Source organism: Actinoplanes sp. NPDC049598 (assembly GCF_040675435.1).
In the GTDB taxonomy this organism is placed as follows: Bacteria; Actinomycetota; Actinomycetes; order Mycobacteriales; family Micromonosporaceae; genus Actinoplanes.
This window is the reverse complement of record NZ_JBFAOX010000030.1, coordinates 37947-64028: the sequence shown is the minus strand read 5'-3', so window position 1 is coordinate 64028 and position 26082 is coordinate 37947. Positions and strand designations below refer to the sequence as shown.

The 26082-nt window shown below is 70.8% G+C and carries 23 protein-coding genes; 10 read left to right on the top strand and 13 right to left on the bottom strand.

Going from position 1 to position 26082, the window contains the following annotated elements:
* Positions 1–86 precede the first annotated feature (86 nt).
* Both AB0J66_RS42055 and AB0J66_RS42050 read left to right on the top strand, forming a co-directional pair.
* The gene (locus AB0J66_RS42055; RefSeq protein WP_364673054.1) at positions 87–1892 is read left to right on the top strand and encodes a DEAD/DEAH box helicase; all 1806 of its coding nucleotides are present in this window, start codon (positions 87–89) and stop codon (positions 1890–1892) included.
* A 111-nt stretch (positions 1893–2003) separates the two neighbouring features.
* Complete coding sequence (locus AB0J66_RS42050) at positions 2004–2648, top strand: putative glycolipid-binding domain-containing protein (RefSeq protein ID WP_364673052.1); 645 nt, start codon at positions 2004–2006, stop codon at positions 2646–2648.
* Positions 2649–2687: 39 nt separating this feature from the next.
* Here the strand turns inward: AB0J66_RS42050 and AB0J66_RS42045 are convergent, their stop codons facing one another.
* Positions 2688–3137: an Lrp/AsnC family transcriptional regulator gene (locus AB0J66_RS42045; protein WP_203377960.1), complete on the bottom strand. Its 450-nt coding sequence runs from the start codon at positions 3135–3137 to the stop codon at positions 2688–2690.
* A gap of 212 nt (positions 3138–3349) precedes the next feature.
* On the opposite strand from AB0J66_RS42045, the gene AB0J66_RS42040 reads away from it, so the two are divergent.
* Positions 3350–3625 carry a BldC family transcriptional regulator gene (locus AB0J66_RS42040; protein WP_364673050.1) on the top strand — a complete coding sequence of 92 codons (276 nt, stop codon included), beginning with the start codon at positions 3350–3352 and terminating at the stop codon, positions 3623–3625.
* Here AB0J66_RS42040 and AB0J66_RS42035 read toward each other — a convergent pair.
* From AB0J66_RS42035 to AB0J66_RS42025, 3 genes are all read right to left on the bottom strand, one after another.
* The gene (locus AB0J66_RS42035) at positions 3598–4236 is read right to left on the bottom strand and encodes a UbiX family flavin prenyltransferase (protein ID WP_364673048.1); all 639 of its coding nucleotides are present in this window, start codon (positions 4234–4236) and stop codon (positions 3598–3600) included. The genes AB0J66_RS42040 and AB0J66_RS42035 overlap by 28 nt on opposite strands.
* A gap of 80 nt (positions 4237–4316) precedes the next feature.
* Positions 4317–5213, bottom strand: a complete 897-nt coding sequence (mqnP, locus tag AB0J66_RS42030; protein WP_364673046.1) for a menaquinone biosynthesis prenyltransferase MqnP — start codon at positions 5211–5213, stop codon at positions 4317–4319.
* Positions 5210–6670: a menaquinone biosynthesis decarboxylase gene (locus tag AB0J66_RS42025; protein WP_364673044.1), complete on the bottom strand. Its 1461-nt coding sequence runs from the start codon at positions 6668–6670 to the stop codon at positions 5210–5212. Before AB0J66_RS42025 ends, mqnP begins: the two co-directional genes overlap by 4 nt.
* Positions 6671–6784: 114 nt before the next feature.
* On the opposite strand from AB0J66_RS42025, the gene AB0J66_RS42020 reads away from it, so the two are divergent.
* A complete protein-coding gene (locus AB0J66_RS42020) occupies positions 6785–7693 on the top strand; it encodes a hypothetical protein (protein WP_364673042.1) in 909 nt (302 codons plus the stop codon).
* Here AB0J66_RS42020 and ccsB read toward each other — a convergent pair.
* Genes ccsB through hemL form a run of 6 tightly spaced genes read right to left on the bottom strand, consistent with a single transcriptional unit; the run spans position 7690 to position 13618 of the window.
* Complete coding sequence (gene ccsB / locus AB0J66_RS42015) at positions 7690–8664, bottom strand: c-type cytochrome biogenesis protein CcsB (RefSeq protein WP_364673040.1); 975 nt, start codon at positions 8662–8664, stop codon at positions 7690–7692. The genes AB0J66_RS42020 and ccsB overlap by 4 nt on opposite strands.
* Positions 8664–10271: a cytochrome c biogenesis protein ResB gene (locus tag AB0J66_RS42010; protein ID WP_364673038.1), complete on the bottom strand. Its 1608-nt coding sequence runs from the start codon at positions 10269–10271 to the stop codon at positions 8664–8666. Before AB0J66_RS42010 ends, ccsB begins: the two co-directional genes overlap by 1 nt.
* Entirely contained in the window at positions 10268–11071 is an 804-nt protein-coding gene (locus tag AB0J66_RS42005; RefSeq protein WP_364673036.1) for a cytochrome c biogenesis protein CcdA, read from the bottom strand. Before AB0J66_RS42005 ends, AB0J66_RS42010 begins: the two co-directional genes overlap by 4 nt.
* A complete protein-coding gene (locus tag AB0J66_RS42000; RefSeq protein WP_364673034.1) occupies positions 11071–11634 on the bottom strand; it encodes a TlpA disulfide reductase family protein in 564 nt (187 codons plus the stop codon). Before AB0J66_RS42000 ends, AB0J66_RS42005 begins: the two co-directional genes overlap by 1 nt.
* Complete coding sequence (locus AB0J66_RS41995; RefSeq protein ID WP_364673032.1) at positions 11631–12287, bottom strand: histidine phosphatase family protein; 657 nt, start codon at positions 12285–12287, stop codon at positions 11631–11633. The genes AB0J66_RS42000 and AB0J66_RS41995 overlap by 4 nt, the downstream gene beginning before the upstream one ends.
* Positions 12284–13618: a glutamate-1-semialdehyde 2,1-aminomutase gene (gene hemL / locus AB0J66_RS41990; protein WP_364673030.1), complete on the bottom strand. Its 1335-nt coding sequence runs from the start codon at positions 13616–13618 to the stop codon at positions 12284–12286. Before hemL ends, AB0J66_RS41995 begins: the two co-directional genes overlap by 4 nt.
* Positions 13619–13764: 146 nt before the next feature.
* On the opposite strand from hemL, the gene AB0J66_RS41985 reads away from it, so the two are divergent.
* The 3 genes from AB0J66_RS41985 (at position 13765) to AB0J66_RS41975 (ending at position 14862) form a co-directional block, all read left to right on the top strand.
* Entirely contained in the window at positions 13765–14091 is a 327-nt protein-coding gene (locus AB0J66_RS41985; protein WP_364673028.1) for an STAS domain-containing protein, read from the top strand.
* Positions 14092–14158: 67 nt separating this feature from the next.
* Complete coding sequence (locus tag AB0J66_RS41980; protein ID WP_364673027.1) at positions 14159–14542, top strand: MerR family transcriptional regulator; 384 nt, start codon at positions 14159–14161, stop codon at positions 14540–14542.
* Complete coding sequence (locus tag AB0J66_RS41975) at positions 14515–14862, top strand: thioredoxin domain-containing protein (protein ID WP_364673025.1); 348 nt, start codon at positions 14515–14517, stop codon at positions 14860–14862. Before AB0J66_RS41980 ends, AB0J66_RS41975 begins: the two co-directional genes overlap by 28 nt.
* Here AB0J66_RS41975 and AB0J66_RS41970 read toward each other — a convergent pair whose 3' ends face one another.
* Both AB0J66_RS41970 and AB0J66_RS41965 read right to left on the bottom strand, forming a co-directional pair.
* Positions 14863–15411, bottom strand: a complete 549-nt coding sequence (locus AB0J66_RS41970) for a response regulator (RefSeq protein ID WP_364673024.1) — start codon at positions 15409–15411, stop codon at positions 14863–14865.
* Positions 15404–19810 carry a HAMP domain-containing protein gene (locus AB0J66_RS41965; protein ID WP_364673022.1) on the bottom strand — a complete coding sequence of 1469 codons (4407 nt, stop codon included), beginning with the start codon at positions 19808–19810 and terminating at the stop codon, positions 15404–15406. Before AB0J66_RS41965 ends, AB0J66_RS41970 begins: the two co-directional genes overlap by 8 nt.
* Positions 19811–19872: 62 nt before the next feature.
* Here AB0J66_RS41965 and AB0J66_RS41960 point away from each other — a divergent pair, with 62 nt between their 5' ends.
* The gene (locus AB0J66_RS41960) at positions 19873–21966 is read left to right on the top strand and encodes a SpoIIE family protein phosphatase (protein ID WP_364673020.1); all 2094 of its coding nucleotides are present in this window, start codon (positions 19873–19875) and stop codon (positions 21964–21966) included.
* Positions 21967–22017: 51 nt separating this feature from the next.
* Positions 22018–22629, top strand: coding sequence for a dihydrofolate reductase family protein (locus AB0J66_RS41955; protein WP_364673018.1), 612 nt, complete (start codon positions 22018–22020; stop codon positions 22627–22629).
* An 88-nt stretch (positions 22630–22717) separates the two neighbouring features.
* Here the strand turns inward: AB0J66_RS41955 and AB0J66_RS41950 are convergent, their stop codons facing one another.
* Positions 22718–23851 carry an FAD-binding oxidoreductase gene (locus tag AB0J66_RS41950; protein ID WP_364673017.1) on the bottom strand — a complete coding sequence of 378 codons (1134 nt, stop codon included), beginning with the start codon at positions 23849–23851 and terminating at the stop codon, positions 22718–22720.
* A gap of 126 nt (positions 23852–23977) precedes the next feature.
* On the opposite strand from AB0J66_RS41950, the gene AB0J66_RS41945 reads away from it, so the two are divergent.
* Positions 23978–26059, top strand: a complete 2082-nt coding sequence (locus AB0J66_RS41945) for a S9 family peptidase (protein WP_364673015.1) — start codon at positions 23978–23980, stop codon at positions 26057–26059.
* Positions 26060–26082: the final 23 nt, after the last annotated feature.

Below are 26082 nucleotides of genomic sequence, written 5' to 3'. Positions count from 1 at the left end.
GGGCGTTCTTGCGGGCATTTCAGCGGTCGGCTCAAGGCAGCCGCGGCGGGCCATTCGCGAGCATGCGCCCCCGTAGAGAGGTTCTCTTGACCACTTTCGCTGATCCCAGCACGTTCCCGTCCGTTTTCGAGAACACGACCGAGAACACCACCGAGACCGCCGAGGAGACCGCGGTCACTGAGACGCCGGTCACCGACGTCCCCGTCGCCGAGACCGAGGCCGCCGAGGCTGTGGCCACCGAGACCGAGGCGACCGAGATCGAGACCGAGGCCGCCACGCCGGTGAAGAGCTTCGCCGAGCTGGGCCTGCCGGCCGAGCTCGTGCGTGTCCTCAACCGTGAGGGCATCACCCAGCCGTTCGAGATCCAGGCCGCGACCATGCCCGACGCGCTGGCCGGCCGGGACGTTCTCGGCCGCGGCCAGACCGGCTCCGGCAAGACGCTGGCCTTCGGCCTGCCGCTGCTGGCCCGGGTCGCGCAGGGCGGCCGGGCCCGCCCGCATCACCCCAAGGCGCTGATCCTGGTGCCCACGCGCGAGCTGGCGATGCAGGTCGCCGACGCGCTCATGCCGCTCGGCCGTTCGGTCGGCGTCTTCCTGAAGACCGCGGTCGGCGGCGTTCCGTACGACCGTCAGATGGACGCGCTGCGCCGCGGCGTCGAGGTCATGGTCGCCACCCCGGGCCGCCTCGGCGACCTGATCGAGCGGGGCGCCTGCAAGCTCGACGACATCGAGATCACGGTGCTCGACGAGGCCGACCAGATGGCCGACATGGGCTTCCTGCCCGAGGTCACCGACCTGCTGGCCAAGACCCCGGCGAACGCGCAGCGCCTGCTCTTCTCGGCCACTCTCGACGGTGACGTCGAGTCGCTGGTCAAGCGGTTCATGCACGACCCGGTCACGCACTCCACGGCTCCGGCCGAGGCCAGCGTGTCCACCATGGACCACTTCCTGCTGCTGATCCCGCCGCACGACAAGTTCCCGATCGCGGCCTCGATCGCCAACCGTGAGGGCAAGACGATCGTGTTCGCCCGTACGCAGATGGGTGTCGACCGTCTCGTCGAGCAGCTGCGCGCGGTCGGTGTCCGGGCCGGCGGCCTGCACGGCGGCAAGACCCAGCGGGTTCGCACCCGCACGCTGGCCGAGTTCAAGGAGGGCCGGACCAGCGTCCTCGTGGCGACGGACGTGGCCGCCCGCGGCATCCACGTCGACGGCATCTCGCTGGTCGTGCACGTGGACCCGCCGAAGGACCCTAAGGACTACCTGCACCGCGCCGGCCGTACGGCTCGCGCCGGTGAGTCGGGCGCCGTGGTGACCCTGGTTCTGCCCAAGCAGCGCCGCAGCACCCAGGCCATGATGTCCAAGGCCGGCGTCAACCCGGGCGAGGTCCGGGTCCGTCTCGGCGACGAGAAGCTGGTGGAGATCACCGGCGCTCGGGAGCCGAGCGGCGTGCCGGTGGTGGACGAGCCGGAGCCCCGCCGCGAGCGTGGCGGTTCCCGTGGCCGCTTCGGCGGCGGCGACCGGGGCGGCGACCGCCGCGGTGGCTACGGCGACCGCCCGCGGGGTGACCGTCCGCAGCGTTCGTACGGTGACCGTCCGCAGCGTTCCTACGACGGCGGCACGGGCAGTGACCGCCCGCAGCGTTCGTACGGCGACCGGCCGGCGTACGGCGACCGCCCCCAGCGTTCGTACGGCGACCGCCCGGCGGGCGACCGCCCGAGCTATGGGGACCGCCCGCAGCGTTCCTACGGCGACCGTCCGGCGGGCGACCGGCCCACCGGCGACCGCGGTTACGGCCGCAACGCCGAGCGCACCGGCGGCTTCCGCCGCGACAACCAGCGCGACGGCGGCTCGGCGGGCCGCTACGGCAGCCCGCGCCCGGCGCGCACGTACTGATCCACAGTTCCACCCGGAAGCCCGGCACGAGCGATCGTGCCGGGCTTCCGGCGTTCTCCACGGTTGGGCCGGGCTTGTTCGCTCTCGGCGTGCGCGGGTAAACAGGGGGGCATGTCGCCCTTGCCGCAGTCGCTGTTCTGGGAGCGGAAAGACACTGCCGGAGCCGAGCACGCCCTTGTCGACGCCTCGTCCGGGCTCTACGCGCGGGGCACCGCGCTCGCCGTGGACCCGATTCCGTACACCTGCCGGTACGAGCTGCGTACCGATGCCGAGTGGGTGACCGGCTACCTCGACGTCATCGCCGAGGGGGCCGACTGGTCCCGCAGCGTGCGGCTGGAGCTGGCCGCCGGGCGCTGGCGGGCCACGACGAAGGAGCAGGGCGACCTGGACGCCGTGCTGTCGGCCGCCGGGCACGCCGGGGCCGGTTTCCCCGGCATCGAGGATCCTGATCGGCTCTTCGGCGCCTTCGACGTGGATCTGGGCGGTTCTCCACTGACCAACACCTTGCCTGTACGCCGTCTCGGTCTGCACCGGGCGCAGGGGGCCGACGTCGGTGTGGCCCATCGCCTGAACGTGGCCTGGGTGTTGCTGCCGAGCCTCGAGGTGGTGCAGGCGGATCAGATCTACACGGCGTTGCCGGACGGCCGGATCCGCTACGCGAGTGAGACTTTCAGCGCCGATCTGACCATCGACGACGACGGGTTCGTCACCGATTACCCCGGGCTGGCCGTCCGCGTGGGTGGCAAGGCGGGCTGAGCTCAGCCTGCCAGATCCCCGGGCCGGCCGGGGCCGGTTTCAGGCCAGGCCCGGCTGGGGCCGGTTCTCCCACTTCGTGGACAGGGCGATGGCCGTACGCGTCGAAGCGACCCCCGGCGTGCGGTTGATCCGGACGATCAGCTGTTCCAGCTCGGCGATCGTGCCGACCCGCACGGTCAGCTGGTACGACTCGACGCCGGCCATGAAGTAGCAACTCTCCACTTCGGGCATGGCGCGCACGGCGGTCAGCACGTCGTCGGTGTCGGCCCCGGAGTCCTCGATGATGCCGATCAGGGCCGTGACGCCCAGCCCGAGCGCCTCGTGGTCGACCTCGGCCCGGTAGCCGCGGATGGTGCCGGCCGCCTCGAGCTTGCCCACGCGCTCGTGCACGGCGGGCGCCGAGAGCCCGACCTTGCGGGCGAGCTCGGCGTACGACGAGCGGGCGTTCTCCCGTAGCAGCTCGATCAGCCGGAGGTCGATGGAGTCCATGCTGATGACCCTAATCGGGTGGCAGATGGCTACTCACGCCCGGTAGCGACGAATCGTCGGCAGGATAACGATCACTGTCGCAATTAGGGCTTTTTCCGCATTCCAGGGACTCGGTTCCGGGGCAATGCTCTAATGGCTTTACGTCCCGATCGAGCACGCCGACACTCACCGTGATCACGGCCGCTCCAGAACACCGACGCGAGGAGGGGGTTGTGGACACTGGAGATCGTCTGCTGACACCGGGCGAGGTGGCCGCGCTGTTCCGCGTCGACCCGAAGACGGTCACGCGCTGGGCGGCCGCCGGGCGCATCGGCAGCATCCGCACTCCGGGTGGCCACCGCCGGTTCCGCGAGTCCGAGGTCAGGGCCCTGCTGGAGGGCGACGGCGTGGTCGAGGAAATGCGCGAGGACGACGCCGCCAACCGGCCCCGCAACCAGGGCCCGAGCAACCCGGGCATGGGTTACGGCCCGCCCAACGGGCTGCGCTGAGCGTTCAGCTCACCCTTCCAACGGGTCAGAAGCGTATGGGGTACGCCCAGCGCGTCCAAGGCTTTGCCCGCCACGAAGTCGATGAGCTGCTGCGCGCTCGCCTGCGCCCCGGCGCCGTAGAACCCGGGGCTCGCTGGTAGGACGACCGCACCGGCGTCGAGCAGGGCAATCAGGTGTTCGAGGTGACTCCGGGTGACCGGAGTCTCCCTCGGCACGATCACTGTGCGTCGCCGCTCCTTGAGGTTGACCTCGGCCGCCCGCTGGAGCAGATCCTTGGACAGCCCGATGGCGATGCCCGCGCACGCCGCGGTGCTGGCCGGCACCACGATCATGCCCTTGGCCGGGTACGAGCCGCTGCTCGGCCCGGCCGCCAGGTCACCGGCGGGCCAGTAGGTCAGGTCGCCCAGGTCGCGGCCCAGCCAGGCGCCGACGTCGTCCTTCCAGTGCGCGTCCCGCACGGTCGCCCCGGTCTCGTCGAGCAGGGTCAGCCGGGCCGCCCGCGAGATCACCAGGTCGACCGCCTCGCCCGCCTCGAGCAGGGCGGTCAGGACCGCCCGGGCGTACGGCGTACCGGACGCCCCCGAAACACCGACGATCCACGGTTCACGCATGTCTCAAGTGTGCCCTTCAGTCCCGTCGGCGCTGGGCCGATGCCGGGAAAGCGTGGATCGGGGCGGCGATGCGGGCGGGGTTACAGAACAATCAGGTCGAGCAGAGCGAAGAGGAACAGGGCGATGCCGACGAAGCCGTTGGCGGTGAAGAAGGCCCGGTTGACCTTGGAGAGGTCGTTCGGGGTGACGACGATGTGCTGGTAGGCGAAGGCGACCGCGGTCAGGGCCAGGCCGATCCACCAGAGCCAGCCCAGGCCGACGAGCTGGCCGAACCACACGAACAGGGCGAAGGTCACCACGTGCGTCGCCGTGGAGATGTGCAGCGCCGTGCGCACGCCGAAGCGGGCCGGGGTCGAGTGCACGCCGATCTTGCGGTCGATCTCCACGTCCTGGCAGGCGTAGATGATGTCGAAGCCGCCGATCCACAGGCCCACCGCCACGCCGAGCAGCCACGCCGGGCCGGAGCCGGAGAAGGTGCCGGTGATGCCGAGCCACGCGCCGACCGGGGCCACGGCCTGGGCCAGGGCGAGCACGTAGTGCGGGAAGTTGGTGAACCTCTTGGCGTACGGGTAGATCACCAGCGGGATCACGGCGAGCGGGAAGAGCACCAGGCAGAGCCAGTTGAGCAGCCCGGCCGCCACCGCCATCACGACCAGCGAGACGATCGCGCCGGTCCAGGCCGTCCGCGGGGAGACGGCGCCGGTGACGAGCTCGCGGTTGCGGGTCCGCGGGTTCAGCGCGTCGATCTTGCGGTCGAGGAGGCGGTTGGCCGCCATCGCGAACGTCCGGCCCGAGACCATCGCGATGGTGATCAGCAGCAGGTCGAGCCAGTGGACGCCGGTGTCCTCGCGGTCGAGGGCGACCGCGGCCGACAGGTAGGCGAACGGCAGCGCGAAGACCGAGTGCTCGATGGCGACCAGCCGCAGGAACGATTTCACCTTGCCCGGCTTCTCCGGGACCGCGGCGACCGCTGTCATATGCCGTACTCCTTCCAGCGCTTGTCCACCAGGCCGACCACCTCGGGCGACATCGTCATCTCTTCCGGCCAGCCGCGGGAGTAGCCCTCGCCCGGCAGCTTACGGGTGGCGTCGAGACCGGCCTTGCCGCCCCAGAACTGCTGGTAGGAGGCGTGGTCGAGGTGGTCGACGGGACCCTGGGTGAGCATCAGGTCGCGGTCGTAGTCGACGTTGCCGAAGGCGCGGAAGGCGACCTCGTTGTAGTCGTGGACGTCGCAGTCCTCGTCGACGACCACGATCAGCTTGGTCAGCGACATCAGGTGGGCGCCCCAGATCGCGTTCATGATCTTCTGGGCGTGCTTGGGGTAGCGCTTGCGGATCGAGACGATCGCGCAGTTGTGGAAGACGCCGGCCGCGGGCAGGTCGTAGTCGACGATGTCGGGGATCAGCATCCGCAGCAGCGGCAGGAAGATCCGCTCGGTCGCCTTGCCCAGGCCGTGGTCCTCCTGCGGCGGTTTCGAGGTGATGATCGAGTGGTAGATCGGCTTCTTCCGCATGGTCATCGTCTCGACGTGCAGCACCGGGAACGGCTCGACCGGGGTGTAGAAGCCGGTGTGATCGCCGAACGGGCCCTCGGGCATCCGCTCGCCCGGCTCCAGGTAGCCCTCGAGGATGATCTGGGCGTTGGCCGGCACCTGCAGCGGCACGGTCAGGCAGTCCACCATCTCGACCCGCTCGCCCCGCAGGAAGCCGGCGAACAGGTACTCGTCGATGTCGGACGGGAGCGGGGCGCTCGCCGAGTACGACACGACGGGGTCGCAGCCGATCGCGATGGCGACCGGCAGGCGCTGGCCCAGCCGCTCGGCCACCGCGTGGTGGGCGGTCGAGTCCTTGTGGATCTGCCAGTGCATGCCGAGGGTGTTGCGCGAGTGCTGCTGCAGGCGGTAGAGCCCGAGGTTGCGCTTGCCGGTCTCGGGGTGCTTGGTGTGGGTCAGGCCGAAGTTGTGGAAGATGCCGCCGTCACCGGGCCAGACCTGCAGGCCGGGCAGCAGTCCGAGATCCACCTCGTCGCCCTTGAGCACGACCTCCTGGCAGGGGGCGGTCTTGACCTTGCGCGGCGGCAGCGACTTGAGCTGCAGCACCTTGCCGATGCCCTCGCGGATGCCGGACCAGCCGACCGGCAGCTCCGGCTTGAGCATGGCGCCGATCCGGTCGCCGACCTCGTCCAGCGACTCGACGCCGAGCGCCATGGCCATGCGTTTCTCGGTGCCGAACAGGTTGATCGCCACGGGCATGTCGCCGCGGGTGGGCCGCTCGAACAGCAGGGCCGGGCCGCCGGCCCGCACCGTGCGCGTCACCACCTCGCTGATCTCCAGCGTCGGGTCGACCGGGACGGTCACCCGGCGCAGCTCACCGGCCGCCTCGAGGGCGGCGACGAAGCTCTGCAGATCTTCATAGGGAAACCCACGCGGCGCCATGCACCCAGTCTTCACCACGGGTCCGACAGTTCCGAGCCGGGGCGATCACCGTCACTCACGCTGTCCGATTCGAGTTGGAGTGGGCGATTGGTCCCGTCGAGTGGAGGTGATCCGGTGAAGGTCCGGAACGCGGCACGCTGGTTCGCCGCGGCAGGGCTGGCCATCGCGCTGATCAGCGCGACCCCGGCCCACTCAGCCGGAAGCCGCCCGGCCGAGGCCGCAGCGGCGGCGAGAGAGCTGCCGGCCTGCCCGCCGACGAAGCGCTCGACCCGCCCGCCCACGAGGCCCGCCGGCCCCGGCTCCCCGGGGGCGTGCCGCGCGGCCACGGGCCCCATCGTCGAGTCCGGCGTGCGCCTCCCCCGGCGCGGCGAGGCCGGCTTCACCCCCAGCGGCTACCACCACCTGGGCGCGAACACCGCCGGAGAATGGGCCGGCGTCTCCGGCCGCCTGGCGATCGTCGACGGCTCGATCCGGTCCCGCTCGTACGACTTCGTTGCGAGCCGCTTCATGGTCAAGCGCAACCTGGGCCGCGGCGTCATCAACTGGCTCGAGGCGGGCTGGGCCGAGACCGGCTGGGCCGGTCCCGGGCGGCAGCACATCTACACGTTCAACACCAACACCAAGACCTGGCAGTTCTACGACCAGTACCCGCTGCGGCCCGGCGACAAGGTCTGGCTCGACCTGCACAGCGACCCGGGCGGCGTGTGGAGCGCCTGGCTCTGGTGGGGCAACCGGTGGAACCTGCTGACCGCCCAGCGCCTGCCGATCGGCTCCACCGCCGTGGTCGAGCAGTACGTCGAGGTGCACGTCGACGCCACCAAGCCGAGCCTGATCGACGTGCCCCCGATCACCGTGGACAACGTCCGGCTGCGCCCGGCCGACGGCGGCGAGCCACGCCTCTGGCGCGAGGACGTGCCCACCCTGACCGGCACCGACCCGTCCCAGCGCCAGCAGCGCGGCGGCTTCTGCCTCGACTGGCGGACCCGCTACGACACCTGGACGGCGGGCGACTGCTCTCGTTAGCCCGCGTTGGCGTACGAGTGGAGGCCCTCGAAGAACAGGTTGACGCCGAACAGGTTCATCAGCATGGTCACGAAGCCGAGCAGCGCGATCCACGTCGCCACCGTGCGCTTCACGCTGGGCGTGGCCCGGGCGTGCAGGTAACCGGCGTAGACGATCCAGGAGATGAACGCCCACACCTCCTTGGGGTCCCAGCCCCAGTAGCGGCCCCAGGACGCCTCGGCCCAGATCGGGCCGGCGATCAGGGCGCCAAAGGTGAACAGCGGGAACGCGAAGGCGTGCAGCCGGAACGTCAGGCGCTCGAGCAGCGCCGCCTCGGGCACCCGCTTGCCCAGCGTGTACGGGAAGCGGCGCTTGCCGTCGTCGTACCCCTGGCGGATCAGGAACATGGCGGCCGGCACGGCGCCGATCAGGAAGATGCCGGAGCCGATGATGACCGTCGAGACGTGGATGATGAACCAGTACGAGTTCAGCGCCGGGACCAGCGGGCCCACCGGCGTGTACGCGATGAGGCTGGCCGCGCCGAGCATGACGACCAGCGCCAGGGTGGCGAACAGGCCGAGGTGGCGCACCTTGGGGCGGGCCAGCACGACGCCGGCCCAGACGGCCGAGGCGACGAACGTCGTGGACAGGATGTACTCGTACATGTTGCCCCACGGCATCCGGTCGGCGGCGATGCCGCGGGTGACCAGGGCGCCCAGGTGGAGCAGGAGCGCGAGCACGTTCAGGCCGACGGCGGCGCGCCCGATGAGCTCGGCCCGGTCGCGCCGGACGGGCGGGGCCGGCTCGTCGAGGACGTCGTCCGGGACGTCGGAGGCCGGAGCGCCGGCGCCCACGAGCTGGCGGGCCGGCCGCGCGGCCGCCTTGCCGATGTGGCTGCGCCGGCCGAACGCGTACTCCCCCGCGTAGCAGATCATCGCGAACAGGTACGCCAGGACAGCGGCGGCGACCAATTGATTAGACAGCTCCGCCATCAGGACGTCCCTTCCTCGGCGGTCTTGACCAAAGAGGCGAATTCATCGGGAAAACCGGGATAGTCGGTGCGCGGCAGCCCACCGGCCACCAACAACGTACCGCCGGACGAGCCCGGCGTACCTGGCAGGGCACGGAACCAGACCCGGCGCCGGTGCCCCCACAGCGAGAGCATGAGCCCGGTCAGGCCGAGGACCGCGCCGGCCAGGGCCAGCGACTGCGTCGGGTCGTAGCGGATCGACAGCGTGGCGAACGGCCGGGTGCCCAGGAACTCGAGCTTGCTGCCGTCCTCCAGCGTCCAGGTCGCGCCGGCGCGCAGCGGGTGCGGCCGGGCGCCGCTGATGTTCTTCAGCGCCCCGGTGGCGATCTGGCCCTGGTCGAGCGAGTAGACCGAGCGCGGCGTGCCCACGTCGAGCCCGAGGTCGCCCTGGTAGGCGGTCAGGTAGAGGGCCGGGTCGTTCTCGGCCGGGAAGGCCGAGGTGGCGCTGCCGTCCTTGGCCACCGTGGGCAGGTACCGGCCCTCGAAGCCCATCTGCAGCTTGGCGTCGCGGCGGCCGGTCTTCGGGTCGATGTTGACGTCGGGGAACTGGGCCACGCCCTCGCTGGTCTGCATGGCGTCGACCGGCAGGAACGGCACGACCTTGGTCTGCGTGACCCCGTAGCGGTCGGTGTAGCGCAGGATCGGCGCGTAGCCGTGACCGAGCAGGTGCACGTTGGCGCCGTGGAGCCGCAGCGGGTCGTTGACGGTGAACTTCCGGGTCTCGGCCGGGCCGTCGTCCTGGGTGACCGAGACGGTCGCCGAGAACGTCTTGGGCTGCCCGGTGCTCTGGAAGGTCGCGTCGAAGTCGGTCAGCTTGAGGCAGAAGTTCGGCAGGTCGGCCGCGGTGACGCGGGGCCCGAGGGTCGAGTCGTCGTACTGCGGGATCACGTTGCAGAAGCCCTGGTCGGCCCCGCCGACGAGGATGCGGTTGCCGTGCCAGCCGTACCAGTGGCCGAAACCCACCCCGATCAGCACGGCCAGCATGCTGATGTGGAAGAGCAGGTTGCCGGTCTCCTTGAGGTAGCCCTTCTCGGCTGCCACCGTGACGCTGCCGTCGTCGTGCTCGCGCACCTTGGCCCGGAAGCGGCGCCCGCGCAGCTGCTTCGCGATCACCGCGGCCGCCGCGGCGGGCTCCTGCGAGCTGCGCCACTCGTCGCTGTGCTGCGGCAGGCGCCCGAAGCGCTTCGGCGCGTCCGGCACCGAGATCCGCAGGGCCCGCACGTGGTCGATCAGCCGCGGCACGACGCAGCCGATCAGCGAGATGAACAGCAGCAGGTAGATCGAGGCGAACCACGGCGACGCGTACACCTCGAAGCCGCCGACCCGCTCCAGCCAGGGCGCCAGGTCGGGGTGCTTGGTGTAGTACTGCGTGACCCGCTCGGCGTTGACCGCCCGCTGCGGGAAGATCGAACCCGGGATGGCCGCCACGGCCAGCAGGAAGAGCAACACCAGGGCCGTACGCATGCTGGTGAGCTGCCGCCAGGAGTTGCGCAGCAGCGCCCAGACCCGGTTGGGCCGGCTCGGTGGCGGCGGGGCCGGTGGCGCCGGACGCTGTTCGACGATCGTCACAGCAGACCCTCCTGGCTGAAGTCGAAGGTGGTCTTCAGCCAGATCAGGAAGTCGTTCCAGCCGCCCGTGACCAGGGCCAGGCCGACCAGGATGAGCAGCGCGCCGCCGACCCGGGTCACCCACCGGCTGTTGCGGCGGATCGCCCGGAAGACCCCGAGCAGCTTGCTGAAGAACAAGCCGAACAGCACGAAGGGCAGACCCAGGCCCAGGCTGTACGCAATCGCGAGGATCACCGCCCGGTCGGTCTGCCCGCTCGTGGCCCCCAGCAGCATCACCGCGCCGAGTGTCGGTCCCACGCAGGGCGCCCAGGACAGCGCGAAGATCGCCCCGAAGACCGGCGCCCCCAGCAAGCCGGCCGCGGGCAGCTTGGAGATCCGCACCTCGCGCTGCAGGCCCGGGATCCAGCCGAGGTAGCCCAGGCCGAGCACGATGATCATGATGCCGAGGACGACGTTGAGCGCGTCCTGGTGGCGCAGCAGGAAGCCGACGTTGGCCACGACGACGTTGAGCAGGATGAAGACGACCGCGAAGCCGAGCACGAACAGGCTGGTGCCGGCCAGCACACGGCCCCGGCTCTGCACACGCGTCCTGGTCACCGTGGCGACGCCGCCACCCTCCTCCCGGGTCTCCTCGCGGGAGTCGAGATCAGACCCGGCCAGGCCCGTCACGTAGGACAGGTAACCCGGCACCAGGGGCAGGACGCACGGCGACAGGATGCTGACCAGGCCGGCCAGGGCGGCCACGGCGACCGCCAGCACCAGCGGCCCGCCGCTGGCGATCGACGCGAACTGCTCGCCCATCAGCCGTTCCCCTCCGCGGCCACCTTTTCCACCAGGGGCTGCAACTGGGTCACCGTGGTGGCCTGGCGGATCGCGACGGCGATGCGGCCCTGCCGGTCGATGATCAGGGTGGCCGGCGTGCTGGTCTGGGTCACGTCGAACTGCAGGGCGACCTTGCCGTCGACGTCGTAGATGCTGGGCCACTCGACCTTGTAGCCACGCTCGAACTGCACGGCCGAGTCACGGTCGTCCCGGGTGTTGACGCCGACGAAGGCGACGTTCTGCGCCTTGGTCGACTCGTACGTCTTCACGAGGTCGTCCGCCTCGGCCCGGCACGGGGCGCACCACGAGCCCCAGAAGTTGACCACGACCACTTTTCCGAGGTCCTGCTTCAACTCGTACGGCTTGCCGTCGAGCAGTTCGCCCTTGACCTGTTTGACCGCGGTGCGCTGATCGGGCGCGCACTCGATGACGCCCTGGGCCGTGGCGCACTTGTCGGCCCAGCTGTCCCCACCGCACCCGGCTAACGCACCGGCCGAGAGGACGGCGGTGGCCAGAACAGCGGCGAGGCGGCGCACGGTCAAGCTCCCTTGGCGGTCTTGGCTGTCGCGGACAGGGCCACCAGATGGGCGGCCGGCTCGGAATAGTCGATTCCGACGATCTTGGAGTCTTCGAAGTGGAACGAGGTGAGGCTGGCCAGCCCGCACTGCCGCTTACGCGGATCGTGCCAGAGTCGCTTCTTCTCCACGTACCGCCGGAGCGTCCAGATGGGCAGTTGGTGCGAGATGCATACGGCCTCGTGGCCCTCGGCGGCGACCCGGGCCGCCTGGACCGCGGCGAACATGCGCTGCGCGATCACGAGGTACGCCTCGCCCCAGGACGGGGTGATCGGGTCGCGCAGCACCCACCAGTGCCGCGGGTTGCTGAACGCGCCGTCGCCGACGGACACCTTCTTGCCCTCGAAGAAGTTCGCGCTCTCGATCAGCCGGACGTCGGTGGCGATCTCGAGGTTGAACTCGGCCGCGATCGGGGCCGCCGTCTCCTGCGCGCGCTCGAGCGGGCTGGAGACCACGTACGTCACGTCGCGGTCCTTGAGGGCCTCGGCCGCCGCCTTGGCCATCTGCTGCCCCAGCTCGGACAGATGGAAGTCGGGCAGCCGCCCGTACAGGATCTTGCCCGGGTTGTGGACCTCGCCGTGCCGCAGCACGTGGACCGTCGTCTTCGTGGACTCGCTCATCGTGCGGCCGCCCTTGCTGCGAACGGAAGTGCCGTCGCGATCTGCTCCAGTGCCGCGTCGTCGATCGCGGTCGAGACGAACCACGACTCGAAGGCGCTCGGCGGCAGGTAGACCCCGCGCGACAGCATCGCGTGGAAGAACGCCTTGAAGGCGCCCACGTCCTGGGTCCGGGCCGAGTCGTAGTCGACGACGTCGACCTCGGTGAAGAAGATCGAGAACATGTTGCCGGCGAAGGAGAGCCGGTGCGGGACGCCGGCCTTGGTCAGCTCGTCCGAAGCGAGCGCGCCGATGGTGGCCGACAGCTCGTCGAGCCGCTTGTAGACCGCGTCGTCGGCCAGCCGCAGCGAGGCCAGCCCGGCCGCGCAGGCCAGCGGATTGCCCGACAGCGTGCCGGCCTGGTAGACCGGGCCGGCCGGGGCCAGCCGGGACATCACGTCGCGCCGCCCGCCGAACGCGGCCGCGGGCAGGCCGCCGCCCATCACCTTGCCGAAGGTGAACAGGTCGGCGTCGACCGGGTCGAGCCCGGCCCAGCCGCCGGCCGAGACGCGGAAGCCCGTCATCACCTCGTCGACGATCAGCAGCGCGCCGGCCGCGTGGGCGATCTCGGCCAGCCGCTGGTTGAAGCCCTCACGCGGGGCGACCACGCCCATGTTGCCGGCGGCGGCCTCGGTGATGATCGCGGCGATCTCGCCCCCGCTCTCCCGGAAGACCGCCTCGACCGCGGAGACGTCGTTGAACGGCAGCACGATGGTCTCGCTCGCGGCCGCGCCGGTGACGCCGGGCGAGTCGGGCAGCCCGAGCGTGGCCACGCCGGAACCGGCCGCGGCGAGCAGCGCGTCGACGTGCCCGTGGTAGCAGCCGGCGAACTTCACGATCTTGGAGCGACCGGTGAAGCCGCGGGCCAGCCGGATGGCCGACATGGTGGCCTCGGTACCCGAGTTGACCAGGCGGACCTCGTCCACCGGGGTGCGCCGGACGATCTCCTCGGCCAGGTCGACCTCGCCCGCGGTGGGCGTGCCGAAGCTGGTGCCACGGGCCGCGGCGGCCTGGATGGCCGCGATGACCTCGGGATGCGCATGGCCGTGGATGAGCGGGCCCCACGAGCAGACGAGGTCGACGTAACGGCGGCCGTCGGCGTCGGTCAGCCACGGACCCGCGCCGTGGGCCATGAATCGGGGCGTGCCACCGACGGCTCGGAACGCACGCACGGGTGAATTGACCCCGCCCGGCACGATGGCCTGGGCGCGGTCGAACAGGGCCTGGGAAGCCGGGGCGTCCTCCGGGTACGGGAAGCCCTCGGCGCGGTATGAGGTGGTCACAGCGGCTCCCATTGTGTCAGCGCACTCCGGCAAGAATCTCAAGAGGGTTCCTCACATCACCCAAGGATGCCCTGGCGTCGCGGGCGGGGATGTCCGGAACGCCCGGTTGCCGACGCGCCCAGCGGGCCGAACGAGTGCATAGGCGATAGGCTGACGGCGTGGAGCGACCCGAACTGTCGATCACGGTTCAGCGAGCCCCCGACGAGGTCGTCTTCCACCTCGCCGGGGAGATCGACGTGCTCACGGTCAATAATCTGTCGACGCTCGTCAACGAGGTGCTGGCCGAGCCGCCCGCCCGCATCGTCCTGGACATGGCGGGCGTCACGTTCTGCGACTCGCAGGGCCTGGGCACCCTCGTCGTGCTCAGCCGCAAGGCCCAGCACGCCCGCACGGTGCTGGCCCTGGCCAACGTCGGCGACTTCCTGATGCGAGTGCTCGATATCACCGGCCTCCGCAGCGCCTTGATGATCAGCAGCACGGCCTGACCCTCCCGAGGGTTGCGTTGACGCCGGTGTCAATGCCTAACGTCTGGTGACGGACGAGGGGGCACCGATGTTGATCGGAGAGCTGGCCGAGAAGGCCGGCACCAGCACGCGGACGCTGCGCTACTACGAGCAGCACGGTCTGGTCCGGGCCGACCGGGACGCGAACGGATACCGCCAGTACGACGACGCCGAGCTGCGGGTCGTACACGAGATCCGCTCGCTGCTCGCGGCCGGCTTCGGTCTCGACGACATCAGGCCCTTCGTCGCGTGCCTGCGCGCCGGAAACGATCTAGGACATGTCTGTCCCGACTCGGTCGAGGTGCTGCGCCGCAAGCTGGCCGAAGTGGACAGCTACATCGGGCAGCTCACCGACCTCCGGCAGCGTCTGCGCGCTCAGCTGAACGAGGCCGTCGAGGAGTCCCTGTGCCAGACCATGACCTGCCAGCCCTGACCGATGCCACCTTCGCCGATCTTGTGAAGAACGCGACGACGCCCGTAGTCGTCGACGTCTGGGCCGAGTGGTGCCCGCCCTGCGGCCCGATGGCCCGCACCCTGGCCGAGCTGGCCCCCGAGTTCGCCGGCCGGCTGCGGATCTACACGCTCAACGCCGACGAGAACCCCGAGACGGCCCGGGCCCACCGGATCATGTCGCTGCCGACCCTGCTGATCTACAGCGCCGGCGTCCTCACCAGCTCGACCGTCGGCGCCCGCCCGAAGTCCGTTCTCCGGCAGCTCCTGGCGAACGCCGTCACGCCGTACGCGAACGTCTGATCACGAACCCCAGCGGGCCTTCTCCAGCAGGCCCAGCGCTTCGGTGGCGGCGTCGTCGCCGCCGGAGCGCAGCACCCGGGCCGCCTCGTCGACCGTCTCGGTGAGCCGCTGCCACTGCGCCTCGCGCTCCCGGCTCGCCTCGGCCTGGGCCTTGAGCTGCTGCGTCTTCGTCCACAGCTCGACGAAGATGGACACCTTGGCCCGCAGCACCCACGGGTCGAACGGCTTGGTGAGGTAGTCCACCGCGCCCACCGCGTAGCCCCGGAGCGCGAGTTGAGCGTCCCGGTCGGCCGCGGTCAGGAACAGGATCGGCACGTGCCGGGTGCGTTCCCGCCGCTTGATGTGGCCGGCCGTCTCGAAGCCGTCCATGTTGGGCATCTGCGCGTCGAGCAGGATGACCGCGAAGTCGTCGGTGAGCAGCTGCTTCAGCGCCGCCTCGCCGCTCTGCACGGCCACCGCGGTCACCGGCAGACCCTGGAGGATCGCTTCCAGCGCGAGCAGGTTGTCCTTCCGGTCGTCGACGAGCAGGGCCTTGGCGCGCTCAGCCACGCGTGATCCTTTCCTCGGGGTCCGCGTTCACCCAACGGGCCATCAGCTCGATCAGCTCGTCCAGGTCGACCGGCTTGGTGATGTAGTCACTGGCGCCGGCGGCGAGGGCCGACTCGCGGTCGCCCGGCATGGCCTTCGCCGTCAGGAACACTACCGGGAGGTCCTGGAAGCGCTGGTTGCGGCGGATCCCCCGGGTCGTCTCGTAGCCGTCCTGGTCGGGCATCATCGCGTCCATCAGCACGATGTCGATCTCCGGGTGCTCGGCCAGCACGCGGACCCCGTCGACGCCGTTGTCCGAGTACAGGACGTTCAGGCCGTGCATCTCCAGGGCGCTGGTCAGGGCGAAGACGTTGCGGACGTCGTCGTCGACGATCAGCACCGTGGCCCCGTCGAGCTGCCGGCTGGCCGGGGTGACCACGTGGCTCTCGATGTCGGCCCGCTGGCTGAGCACCGGCATGTCCAGCAGCGGCATGTCGAGCGGGGCGGGCGCCGGCTGCACCACGACGGTCGCCGTGGGCAGGGTCGGCAGGGTCAGGGCCGGGACGCCCTCGGCGCTCAGCGCGTCCGGCATGTAGAGGGTGAAGGTCGAGCCCTCCCCGGGCCGCGACGACACCACGATCGTGCCGCCGAGCAGGGCGGCCAGATCGCGGCTGATCGACAGGCCCAGGCCGGTGCCGCCGTACTTGCGGGTGGTGGTGCCGTCGGCCTGCTGGAACGGCTCGAAGATGATCGCCAGCTTCTCGTCGTTGATGCCGATGCCGGTGTCGGAGACCGAGAAGGCGATCACCTGCTGGGCTGAGGCCAGGGCGGGCACGTCGAAGTCGGTGTTCGGCGGCGCCGCGAAGATGTTCAGCGTGACCGAGCCCTTGTCGGTGAACTTGACCGCGTTGGACAGCAGGTTGCGCAGGATCTGCTGCAGGCGCTGGGGGTCGGTGACGATCGAGGCGGGCAGCCCGGTCTCGACCTGGACCCGCAGCTGCAGGCCCTTCTCCTCGGCCTGCGGGGCGAACGCCTGCTCGACGTAGCTGCGGACGCCGTCGAAGTCGACCTGGTCGGGCTCGACGTCCATCCGGCCCGCCTCGATCTTGGCGAGGTCGAGGATGTCGTCGATCAGCGACAGCAGGTCGGAGCCGGCGCTGTGGATCGTGCGGGCGAACTCGATCTGCTTCTCGGTCAGGTTGGTGTCGGCGTTGTCGGCCAGCAGCCGGGCCAGCAGCAGCAGCGAGTTGAGCGGGGTGCGCAGCTCGTGGCTCATGTTGGCCAGGAACTCCGACTTGTACGCGCTCGCGCGCGACAGCTGCTGCGCCTTCTCCTCCAGACCGCGGCGGGCCTGCTCGATCTCCCTGTTCTTGGTCTCGATGTTGGCCTTCTGCTCGCTGAGCAGCTGCGCCTTGTCCTCCAGCTCGGCGTTGGTGCGCTGGAGCTCGGCCGACTGGTCCTGCATCTCGCGGGCCAGCCGCTGCGACTGGGAGAGCAGCTCCTCCGTACGGCGGTTGGCCTGAATGGTGTTGAGGGCGACCCCGATCGTCGAGACCAGCCGCTCGAGGAAGGTCAGGTGCAGACCGGAGAAGGCGGCCACCGAGGCGAACTCGATCACGCCGAGCATCTCGCCCTCGAAGAGCACCGGCAGCACGACCAGGTCGTTCGGCGGCATCGACATCAGGCCGGAGCGCATGGTCAGGATGCCGTCGTGGGTGGCCCGGACCCGGATGGTGCGCCGGGAGACCGCGGCCTGCCCGACCAGGCCCTCGCCGGGCCCGAAGGTGACCTCGTGGTTGCGGGCGACGTAGCCGTACGACGCGGCCAGCCGCAGCCGCATCACCGCCTGCTCGTTGTCGACCAGGAAGAACGCCCCGAGCTGGGCGTCGACCAACGGCGTCACCTCGGTCATGATCATGCGGCAGACCTCGCCGAGGTCGCGCTGGCCCTGCAGCAGACCGCCGATGCGGGCCAGGTTGGAGTCGAGCCAGCCCTGCTCGGCGTTGGCCTTGGTCGTCTCCCGGAGGGTGACGATCATCTGGTTGATGTTGTCCTTGAGCTCGGCCACCTCGCCCTGGGCCTCGACCGCGATGCTCTGGGTGAGATCGCCGCGGGTCACGGCGGTGGACACCTCGGCGATCGCGCGCAGCTGGATGGTCAGCGTCGAGGCGAGCTGGTTCACGTTGTCGGTGAGGTCCTGCCAGGTGCCGGAGACGCCCTTGACCTGGGCCTGACCGCCGAGCTTGCCCTCGACGCCGACCTCGCGGCCGACCCGGGTGACCTCGGTGGCGAACGACGAGAGCTGGTCGACCATCGTGTTGACGGTGTCCTTGAGCTCGAGGATCTCGCCCCGGGCGTCGACCGTGATCTTCTGCGACAGGTCGCCCTTGGCCACGGCGGTGGTCACCGACGCGATGTTGCGGACCTGGGCCGTCAGGTTGGACGCCATGTAGTTGACGTTGTCGGTCAGGTCGCGCCAGGTGCCGGCCACGCCGCGCACCTGGGCCTGACCACCCAGCTTGCCCTCCGAGCCGACCTCGCGGGCCACCCGCGTGACCTCGTCGGCGAACGACGACAGCTGGTCGACCATCGTGTTCACGGTCGACTTGAGCTCGAGGATCTCGCCCTGCGCGTCGACCGTGATCTTCTGCGACAGATCGCCCTTAGCCACGGCGGTCGAGACCTGGGCGATGTTGCGGACCTGGGCCGTCAGGTTCGAGGCCATCGAGTTGACGTTGTCGGTCAGGTCGCGCCAGGTGCCGGCCACGCCGCGCACCTGGGCCTGACCACCCAGCTTGCCCTCGGTGCCCACCTCACGGGCCACCCGCGTGACCTCGTCGGCGAACGACGACAGCTGGTCGACCATCGTGTTCACCGTCGACTTCAGCTCGAGGATCTCGCCCCGGGCGTCGACCGTGATCTTCTGCGAGAGGTCACCCTTGGCCACGGCGGTGGTCACCGAGGCGATGTTGCGGACCTGGCTGGTCAGGTTGGAGGCCATGTAGTTCACGTTGTCGGTCAGGTCTCGCCAGGTGCCGGAGACGCCCTTGACCTGGGCCTGACCGCCCAGCTTGCCTTCCGAGCCGACCTCGCGGGCCACCCGCGTGACCTCGTCGGCGAACGACGACAGCTGGTCCACCATCGTGTTCATGGTGTTCTTCAGCGCCAGCATCTCGCCGCGGGCGTCGACCGTGATCTTCTGCGACAGGTCGCCCTTGGCCACCGCGGTCGAGACCTGGGCGATGTTGCGGACCTGGTCGGTGAGGTTCGCGGCCAGCTGGTTCACGTTCTCGGTGAGCTCGCGCCAGGTGCCGGAGACGCCGCGGACCTGGGCCTGGCCGCCCAGCTTGCCCTCGGTGCCGACCTCGCGGGCGACCCGGGTCACCTCGTCGGCGAACGACGACAGCTGGTCCACCATCGTGTTCACGGTGTCCTTGAGCTCGAGGATCTCGCCCTGGGCGGCCACCGTGATCTTCTGCGACAGGTCGCCCTTGGCCACCGCGGTCGAGACCTGGGCGATGTTGCGGACCTGGCTCGTCAGGTTGGATGCCATCGAGTTGACCGAGTCGGTCAGGTCCTTCCAGGTGCCGGCCACGTTCGGCACCTCGGCCTGGCCGCCCAGCTTGCCCTCGGTGCCCACCTCGCGGGCGACCCGGGTCACCTGCTCGGCGAACAGGCGCAGGGTGTCGGTCACGCCGTTCATGGTGTCGGCCAGCTCGGCCACCTCGCCGCGGGCGGAAACCGTGATCTTCTGCGACAGGTCGCCGCGGGCCATGGCCGTGGCCACCTGGGAGATCGACCGCACCTGGTGGGTCAGGTTGGAGGCCATCGTGTTCACCGAGTCGGTGAGGTCCTTCCACGTGCCGGCGACGCCGCGGACGTCGGCCTGGCCGCCCAGCTCACCCTCGGTGCCCACCTCGCGGGCGACCCGGGTCACCTCGTCGGCGAACGACGACAGCTGGTCCACCATCGTGTTGACCGTCCGGCCGATGCGCAGGAATTCACCCCGAAGGGGTCGCCCGTCCATCTCGAGAGCCATGTGCTGGGAGAGGTCACCCTCCGCGACGGCGACGATGACCCGGGAGATCTCCGTGGTCGGCCGGCCGAGATCGTCGATCAGCGCGTTCACCGATCTGACGCTGTCGGCCCAGGCCCCGTCGAGGCCCTCGTCGTCCAGACGCTCGGTGAGCCGGCCGTCCCGGCCGACGATGCGGCTGATCCGCCGGAGATCGAGGTTCTGCCGCTCCTGGAGCGACACGACCTCGTTGAACGCGTCGGCGACCTCGCCGGCCGTCCCGCTCCGGCGGGGCAGCCGAACCTTGAGATCGCCCCGGCGAACCCGCCGGAGCGCGTCGGCGAGCTCACCGAGCACGGCGGTGTCGTCGGGCGCGCCGACGCTGGCTTCCTTGGCCGCGGTCATGCTGTCCTCACTCGCTGTCCAACTGCGTGGGCTGACCTATCCTCTCTCGCCCGACCGGGTCAATGCGAGAGACGACTTTGTGCACAGGCCCATCCTCAGGAGAGGATGCATGCGTGTCAGCGGAGGCCGGGGCGATCCCGGACAGTCCGGCAGGCGGGCTGGTCCGGCGCGTTCGCCTGCCCAACGACCGGCGCACGCCGGCGGCCGCACGCGCCCTGGTGCGCTCGGTCCTCGAGGAAGCCGGGCTGGATTCCCTGCTCAACGAGGCTTTGCTGCTCACCACCGAGCTCTCCACGAACGCGGTCGTGCACGCCAACACCGAGCTCGACATCGAGGTGCGGGCCGACACCACCGGCCTGACGGTCACCGTCACCGACTTCGCGCCCGGCCCGGTCGAGCAGCTCGCGGTCGGGCCGCGCAACGAGAGCGTGGACATCGGCGAGGTCGCCGAGCGGGGCCGGGGCCTGCTGCTGGTCGACCATTTCGCCAGCCGCTGGGGCACCGTGCACGAGGGCACCGGCAAGGGCGTGTGGTTCCGCCTGGAGGGCCGGCCGGCCGGTGAGACCGCGGCCGCCGTGGTGCCGGCGATCTCCCAGGAGATCGAGGGCGGCACGCCCAGCGCGGGCGCCCTCGCCTCCCTGCTGCAGGTCAGCCCCGAGCGGCCCAGCGAGGACGGGCTGGCCGAGTTCGCCGCCGGGCTGCTCGCCCAGCTGGCCCGGCTGACCGGCGCGGCCGGCGGGGTCATCCGGCTCGACCGCGGCGACGGCGGCGGGCGCCAGCTGCTGGCCCGGTACGGCCGGGCCCCGCGCGACGACGCCGAGACGATAAAGGTCCCGCTCGCCGTCAACCGGCCCTACGCGGGCGAGCTCGAGCTCGACGCGTCACCCATCGGCTACGCCCATCCGCTGGCCGTCATGGTCGCCGAGCGGTTCTCGCTGCACCTGGAGAACGACCGCCTGCGCCGCACCGACCTGCGCCGGCAGACCTGGCTGACCTTCCTGGCCGAGGCCAGCGAGCTGCTCGCCCAGTCGCTCGACGTCAACCTCACGATGGCGCTGATCCCACAGCTCGTGGTGCCCCGCCTGGGCCAGTGGTGCGCGGTGCACACCACCGACGCCTGGGGCCACCTGCAGCTGGCCGCGGCCACCCACGCCGACGAGTCGGCCCTGCCCGAGCTGCACGAGACGCTCGCGCTGACCGGGCCCGACACGGTCCTGGCCCGGCTCGAGGAGGCCTCCCGCCTCGGCACCCAGGTGATGCTCGGGCCGCCGGCCGAGGGCTTCGCCGTGCCGCTGGTGGCCCGGGGCACCCGGCTGGGCACCCTCGCGGTCGGCCGGCACCACCGCATCCGGCACGACACCGACGAGGTGGCGATCCTGGAGGACGTGGCCCGCCGGGCCGCCCTGGCCATCGACAACGCGCGCATCCACGACGAGCGGCACAAGGTGGCCCGCACGCTGCAGGCCTCGCTGCTGCCGCCGACCCTGCCCCGCGTCGACGGCGTCGGCTTCGCCGCCGAGTACGTGCCGACCGGCTCCGAGGTCGGCGGCGACTTCTACGACGTGGTGCCCTCGGGCCCGGACAGCTGGATCGTGGTGGTCGGCGACGTCTCCGGCAAGGGCGTGCAGGCGGCCACGGTGACCGGCCTGGTCCGGGACGTGATCCGGATCCTGGTCGACGACGGCAAGCCGATGACCGAGATCCTCTGCCGGGTCAACAAGACCCTGGTCCAGCGAGGCGGCGGGCGGTACTGCACGCTCGCCATGGCCTCGGTGTCCCGGGCGGCCGACGGGGTCCTGGTGGTCTGCCTGCACCTGGCCGGGCACGACCGGGCGGTGCTGGTGCACGCGGACGGCAAGACGTCGTTCGTGGGCGAGGGCGGCACGGCGCTGGGCCTGCTCGAGACGATCTCGTCGCCCGACGCCGAGGTGCGGTTGCAGCCCGGCGACTCGCTGATCTTCTACACCGACGGGGTGACCGAGCGCCGGCGCGGCCGTGAGCTGTTCGGCACCGGCCGGCTGCGCGACGCGGCCGGGCCGCTGGCCGGCTACCCGGCCGAGGTCATGGCGGCCCGGCTGCGCTCCACCACGATCAACTTCTCGGTCGAGGAACCCCGCGACGACATCGCGATTCTGGTCTTACGTAACGACGCCTGACCTCGGCGGATTCGCCCCTTTCGCCCGCTTGGTCGTGGCATGGTGTTTGTCATGGCGAAAACCCAGTACTACACGGCCACGAGCATCGACGGTTACATCGCCGACGAGGAAAACTCGCTCGACTGGCTCGCCGACGTGGACGGGGGCACCGAGAACCCGTTCGGCGGCTTCTTCGCGGGTGTCGGCGCGTTCGCCATGGGTGCGAACACGTACGAGTGGGTGCTGAAGAACGACAACGTGCTGGCCGAGCCGCAGAACTGGCACGACCTCTACGGCGACATGCCCTGCTGGGTCTTCGGCAACCGGGAGCTGCCGCTCGTGCCCGACGCCAACATCTTCATGGTCAGCGGCGACGTCCAGCGCGTGCACGAGGCGATGCTGGTGGCGGCCAAGGGCAAGAACGTCTGGCTGGTGGGCGGCGGCGACCTGGTCGGCCAGTTCGTCGACCAGGGCCTGCTCGACGAGATCATCCTCGGCATCGCGCCGGTCGTGCTGGGCAAGGGCGTCCCCCTGCTCCCCCGGCACCTGACCGCCCGGCATCTCGCGCTCACCGGCACCGCGCAGATCGGCCGCTTCGCCTACCTCACCTACGCCGTCGGCACCGAGCCCATCCCGGGCCGGCACCCGGCCGCCTCGGACCGCCGCCAAGCCGTCCTGCGCTGAAGAACGCCGCCAAGCCGTCCTGCGCTGAAGAACGCCGCCCGGCCCGTCCCGCGCCGAAGCCCCGCCGCCGGCCCCGGGCCGTCCCGCGCTAGAACAGGTCGTGGCGGTCGGCCAGCTCGATGTCGGCGGCCAATGACGGCGGCGCCGAGATGACCACCGCGCGCCCGTTGCGGGCCAGGAGCACGTGCCGCACCGTGTCGAGGACGCCGTGCAGCCGGCCGGCCTCGAGCGCGCCCGGCAGCACCGCGTGCACCCGGCCCAGCCCGGCCGAGCCGCGCACCGGCACCGGCGCCCCGACCGCGTCGCCCAGCGAGTAGATGACCGAGGGCAGATCGTCGGGCGAGACCGCGAGGCGCAGCGCCACGTCGTCGCGGCCGAACGGATAGGCGCCCCACCAGGGTGGGGCGATCGGCGTGACCACGGCGCCCGCGCCCCACAGGGCCGCGAGCCGCTCGGCCCGCTCGGCCGCCTCGGCCTCGGCGCCCTCGAAGAGCACGGCGAGCGTGCCCGAGGTGCCGCCGCCGGGCAGGTCGATCTCGATCGCGCTCGGCTCGAGCCCGGCCGCGGCCGCCTCGAGCCGGCGGATCTGCGGCGGGGTGTCGACCGCGACGCCCACCCAGCGCCGGGCCGGCGGCAGCGGCTGCAGACGGAGCACGGCCGAGGTGATCAGGCCGTCGATCTCGGCGATGCCGGGCCGGCCGTCCTCACCGTCGGACTCGCCGGGGCGGCCCTGGACGTCGACGTAGACGACGCGGTCGACGTGCTCGGCCGGGGTGCCGAACCGGTGGCGCAGCGGCCCCGACTCGTTCAGCGCGAGCATGCCGCCGACCGTGGCCGTGCGCGACGGCGGATCGACCGGCAGCCGCTGACCCCGCAGGGCGAGGGCGGCCTGGAGGGCATGGACCGGGGTGCCGGTGGCGACCTCGGCCGTGGCCGCGGCGACGTCGTGGTCCCACATCCCGTTGAGCCGGCCCGTGTCCACGATCAGGTCGATGTCACGCGGCGGGGGCGTACCCCAATCGATCTTGGAGCCGGAGCCGCGAGCGAGGAACGACAGCGAGAGGTCGGCCGCGAGCCGGATCGTGTCGGCGGCCGCACGGGGCGTCGCGGGCAGAGCGACGAAGCCGGCCCGGCGGCCGTGCACCGTGTCCACCGAGCGGGCGACACGCGCGTAGTCGGGCCCGCAGATGTCCACAAGCGCGCTCAGCACGTGCTCTTTCACAGGAGGTCCCCCAACGCCCTTAAGATCGTCCACTCTGGCATATCGTACACGTGTTCGAACGAGCGCGGTCCGGGCGCAAGAAGTAAAGAAGGCTGCGAAATCGGACCGCCCGGTAACGTAGGGCGGGTGACTACGCAGACTCCGGACAACCCGCCCTCGGTGCGGCAGGTGCCGCACGAGCGCACCTTCCACGACGACACCGTCACCGACGAGTTCGCGTGGCTGGCCGACAAGGACAACCCGGAGACCATCGCCTACCTCGAGGCCGAGAACGCGTGGACCGACCAGACCACCGCTCACCTCGAAGGCCTGCGCGACACCCTCTTCCAGGAGATCAAGTCCCGGACCAAGGAGACCGACCTGTCGGTCCCCACCCGCAAGGGCGGCTACTGGTACTACACGCGCACCGTCGAGGGCCGGCAGTACGGCATCCACTGCCGGGTGGCCGTGCGCGACGGCGAGACCGACCCGCCGTCGCCCGAGGGGTCCGTGCCCGGCGAGGAGGTGCTGCTCGACGGCAACGCGCTCGCCGAGGGCAAGGACTTCTTCGCGCTCGGCACGTTCGACGTGAGCCCCGACGGCCACCGCCTGGCCTACTCGACCGACTTCGCCGGCGACGAGCGGTTCACCCTCAAGGTCAAGGACCTGCGGACCGGTGAGGTGTTCGCCGACGAGGTGCCCGACACCTCGTACGGGACGGCGTGGTCGGCCGACGGCAGCGTGCTGTTCTACATCACCGTCGACGACGCCTGGCGCCCGTACCGCGTCTGGCGTCACACCGTGGGCCGGCCCGCGAGCGACGACGTGATCATCTTCGAGGAGCCGGACGAGCGGTTCTGGGTCGGCGTCGACCTCACCCGCAGCGAGAAGTTCATCGTGATCGACGCCGGCAGCAAGATCACTTCAGAGATCCGGATCATCCCGGCCGACACGCCGGCGGCCGAGCCGATCCTGGTCGCCCCGCGCGAGCAGGGCGTCGAGTACTCGATCGAGCACCACGGCCACCGCCTGCTGATCCTGCACAACAAGGACGCCGAGGACTTCGCGCTGTCCTACACCTCGGCCGACGCCCCCGGCGACTGGGTCGAGCTGATCCCGCACGAGCCGGGCACCCGCCTCGAGTCGGTCGACGCGTTCCAGCGGCACATCGTCGTCTCGCAGCGCCGCGACGGACTCACCGGCCTGCGCGTGCTGGGCGACGGCAGCACCGACGCGTACGAGATGGAGTTCCCCGAGCCGCTCTACAGCGTCGGCCTGGGTGGCAACCCGGAGTACGACACCACCTCGGTGCGGATCGGCTACACCTCGATGGTCACCCCCGACTCGGTCTACGACGTCGACCTGGTCACCCGCACCATGACCCTGCGCAAGCAGCGGCCGGTGCTGGGCGGCTACGACCCGCAGGCGTACGAGCAGTTCCGCGAGTGGGCGACCGCCGAGGACGGCACCCGCGTGCCGATCTCCATCGTGGCCCGCCGGGGCGTGCCGCGCGACGGCTCCGCGCCCGCCGTGCTCTACGGCTACGGCTCGTACGAGACCAGCATCGACCCCTACTTCTCGATCGCCCGGCTGTCGCTGCTCGACCGCGGCGTCGTCTTCGCCATCGCGCACATCCGCGGCGGCGGCGAAATGGGCCGCCGGTGGTACGAGCAGGGCAAGCTACTGGCCAAGAAGAACACGTTCACCGACTTCGTCGCCTGCGCCCGCCACCTGGTCCGCGACAAGTGGACGTCGGCCCAGCGCCTGGTCGCCCGCGGCGGCTCGGCCGGCGGCCTGCTGATGGGCGCGGTGGCCAACCTCGCCCCCGAGGCGTTCGCCGGCATCGTGGCCCAGGTGCCGTTCGTGGACCCGCTGACCAGCATCCTCGACCCGTCGCTGCCGCTGACGGTCACCGAGTGGGAGGAGTGGGGCAACCCGCTCGAGTCGCCCGACGTCTACGCCTACATGAAGTCGTACAGCCCGTACGAGAACGTCGCCAAGCTGGCCTACCCGAAGATCCTGGCCATGACCAGCCTGAACGACACCCGCGTGCTCTACCACGAGCCGGCCAAGTGGATCGCCCGCCTGCGCGCCACCGCCCCCGACGGCGACTACCTGCTCAAGACCGAGATGGGCGCCGGCCACGGCGGCCCGAGCGGCCGCTACGACTCCTGGAAGGAAGAGGCCTTCGTCAACGCCTGGACCCTCGACGTCCTCGGCATCCAATAAGGATCTTGCGCATAGAGCAACTT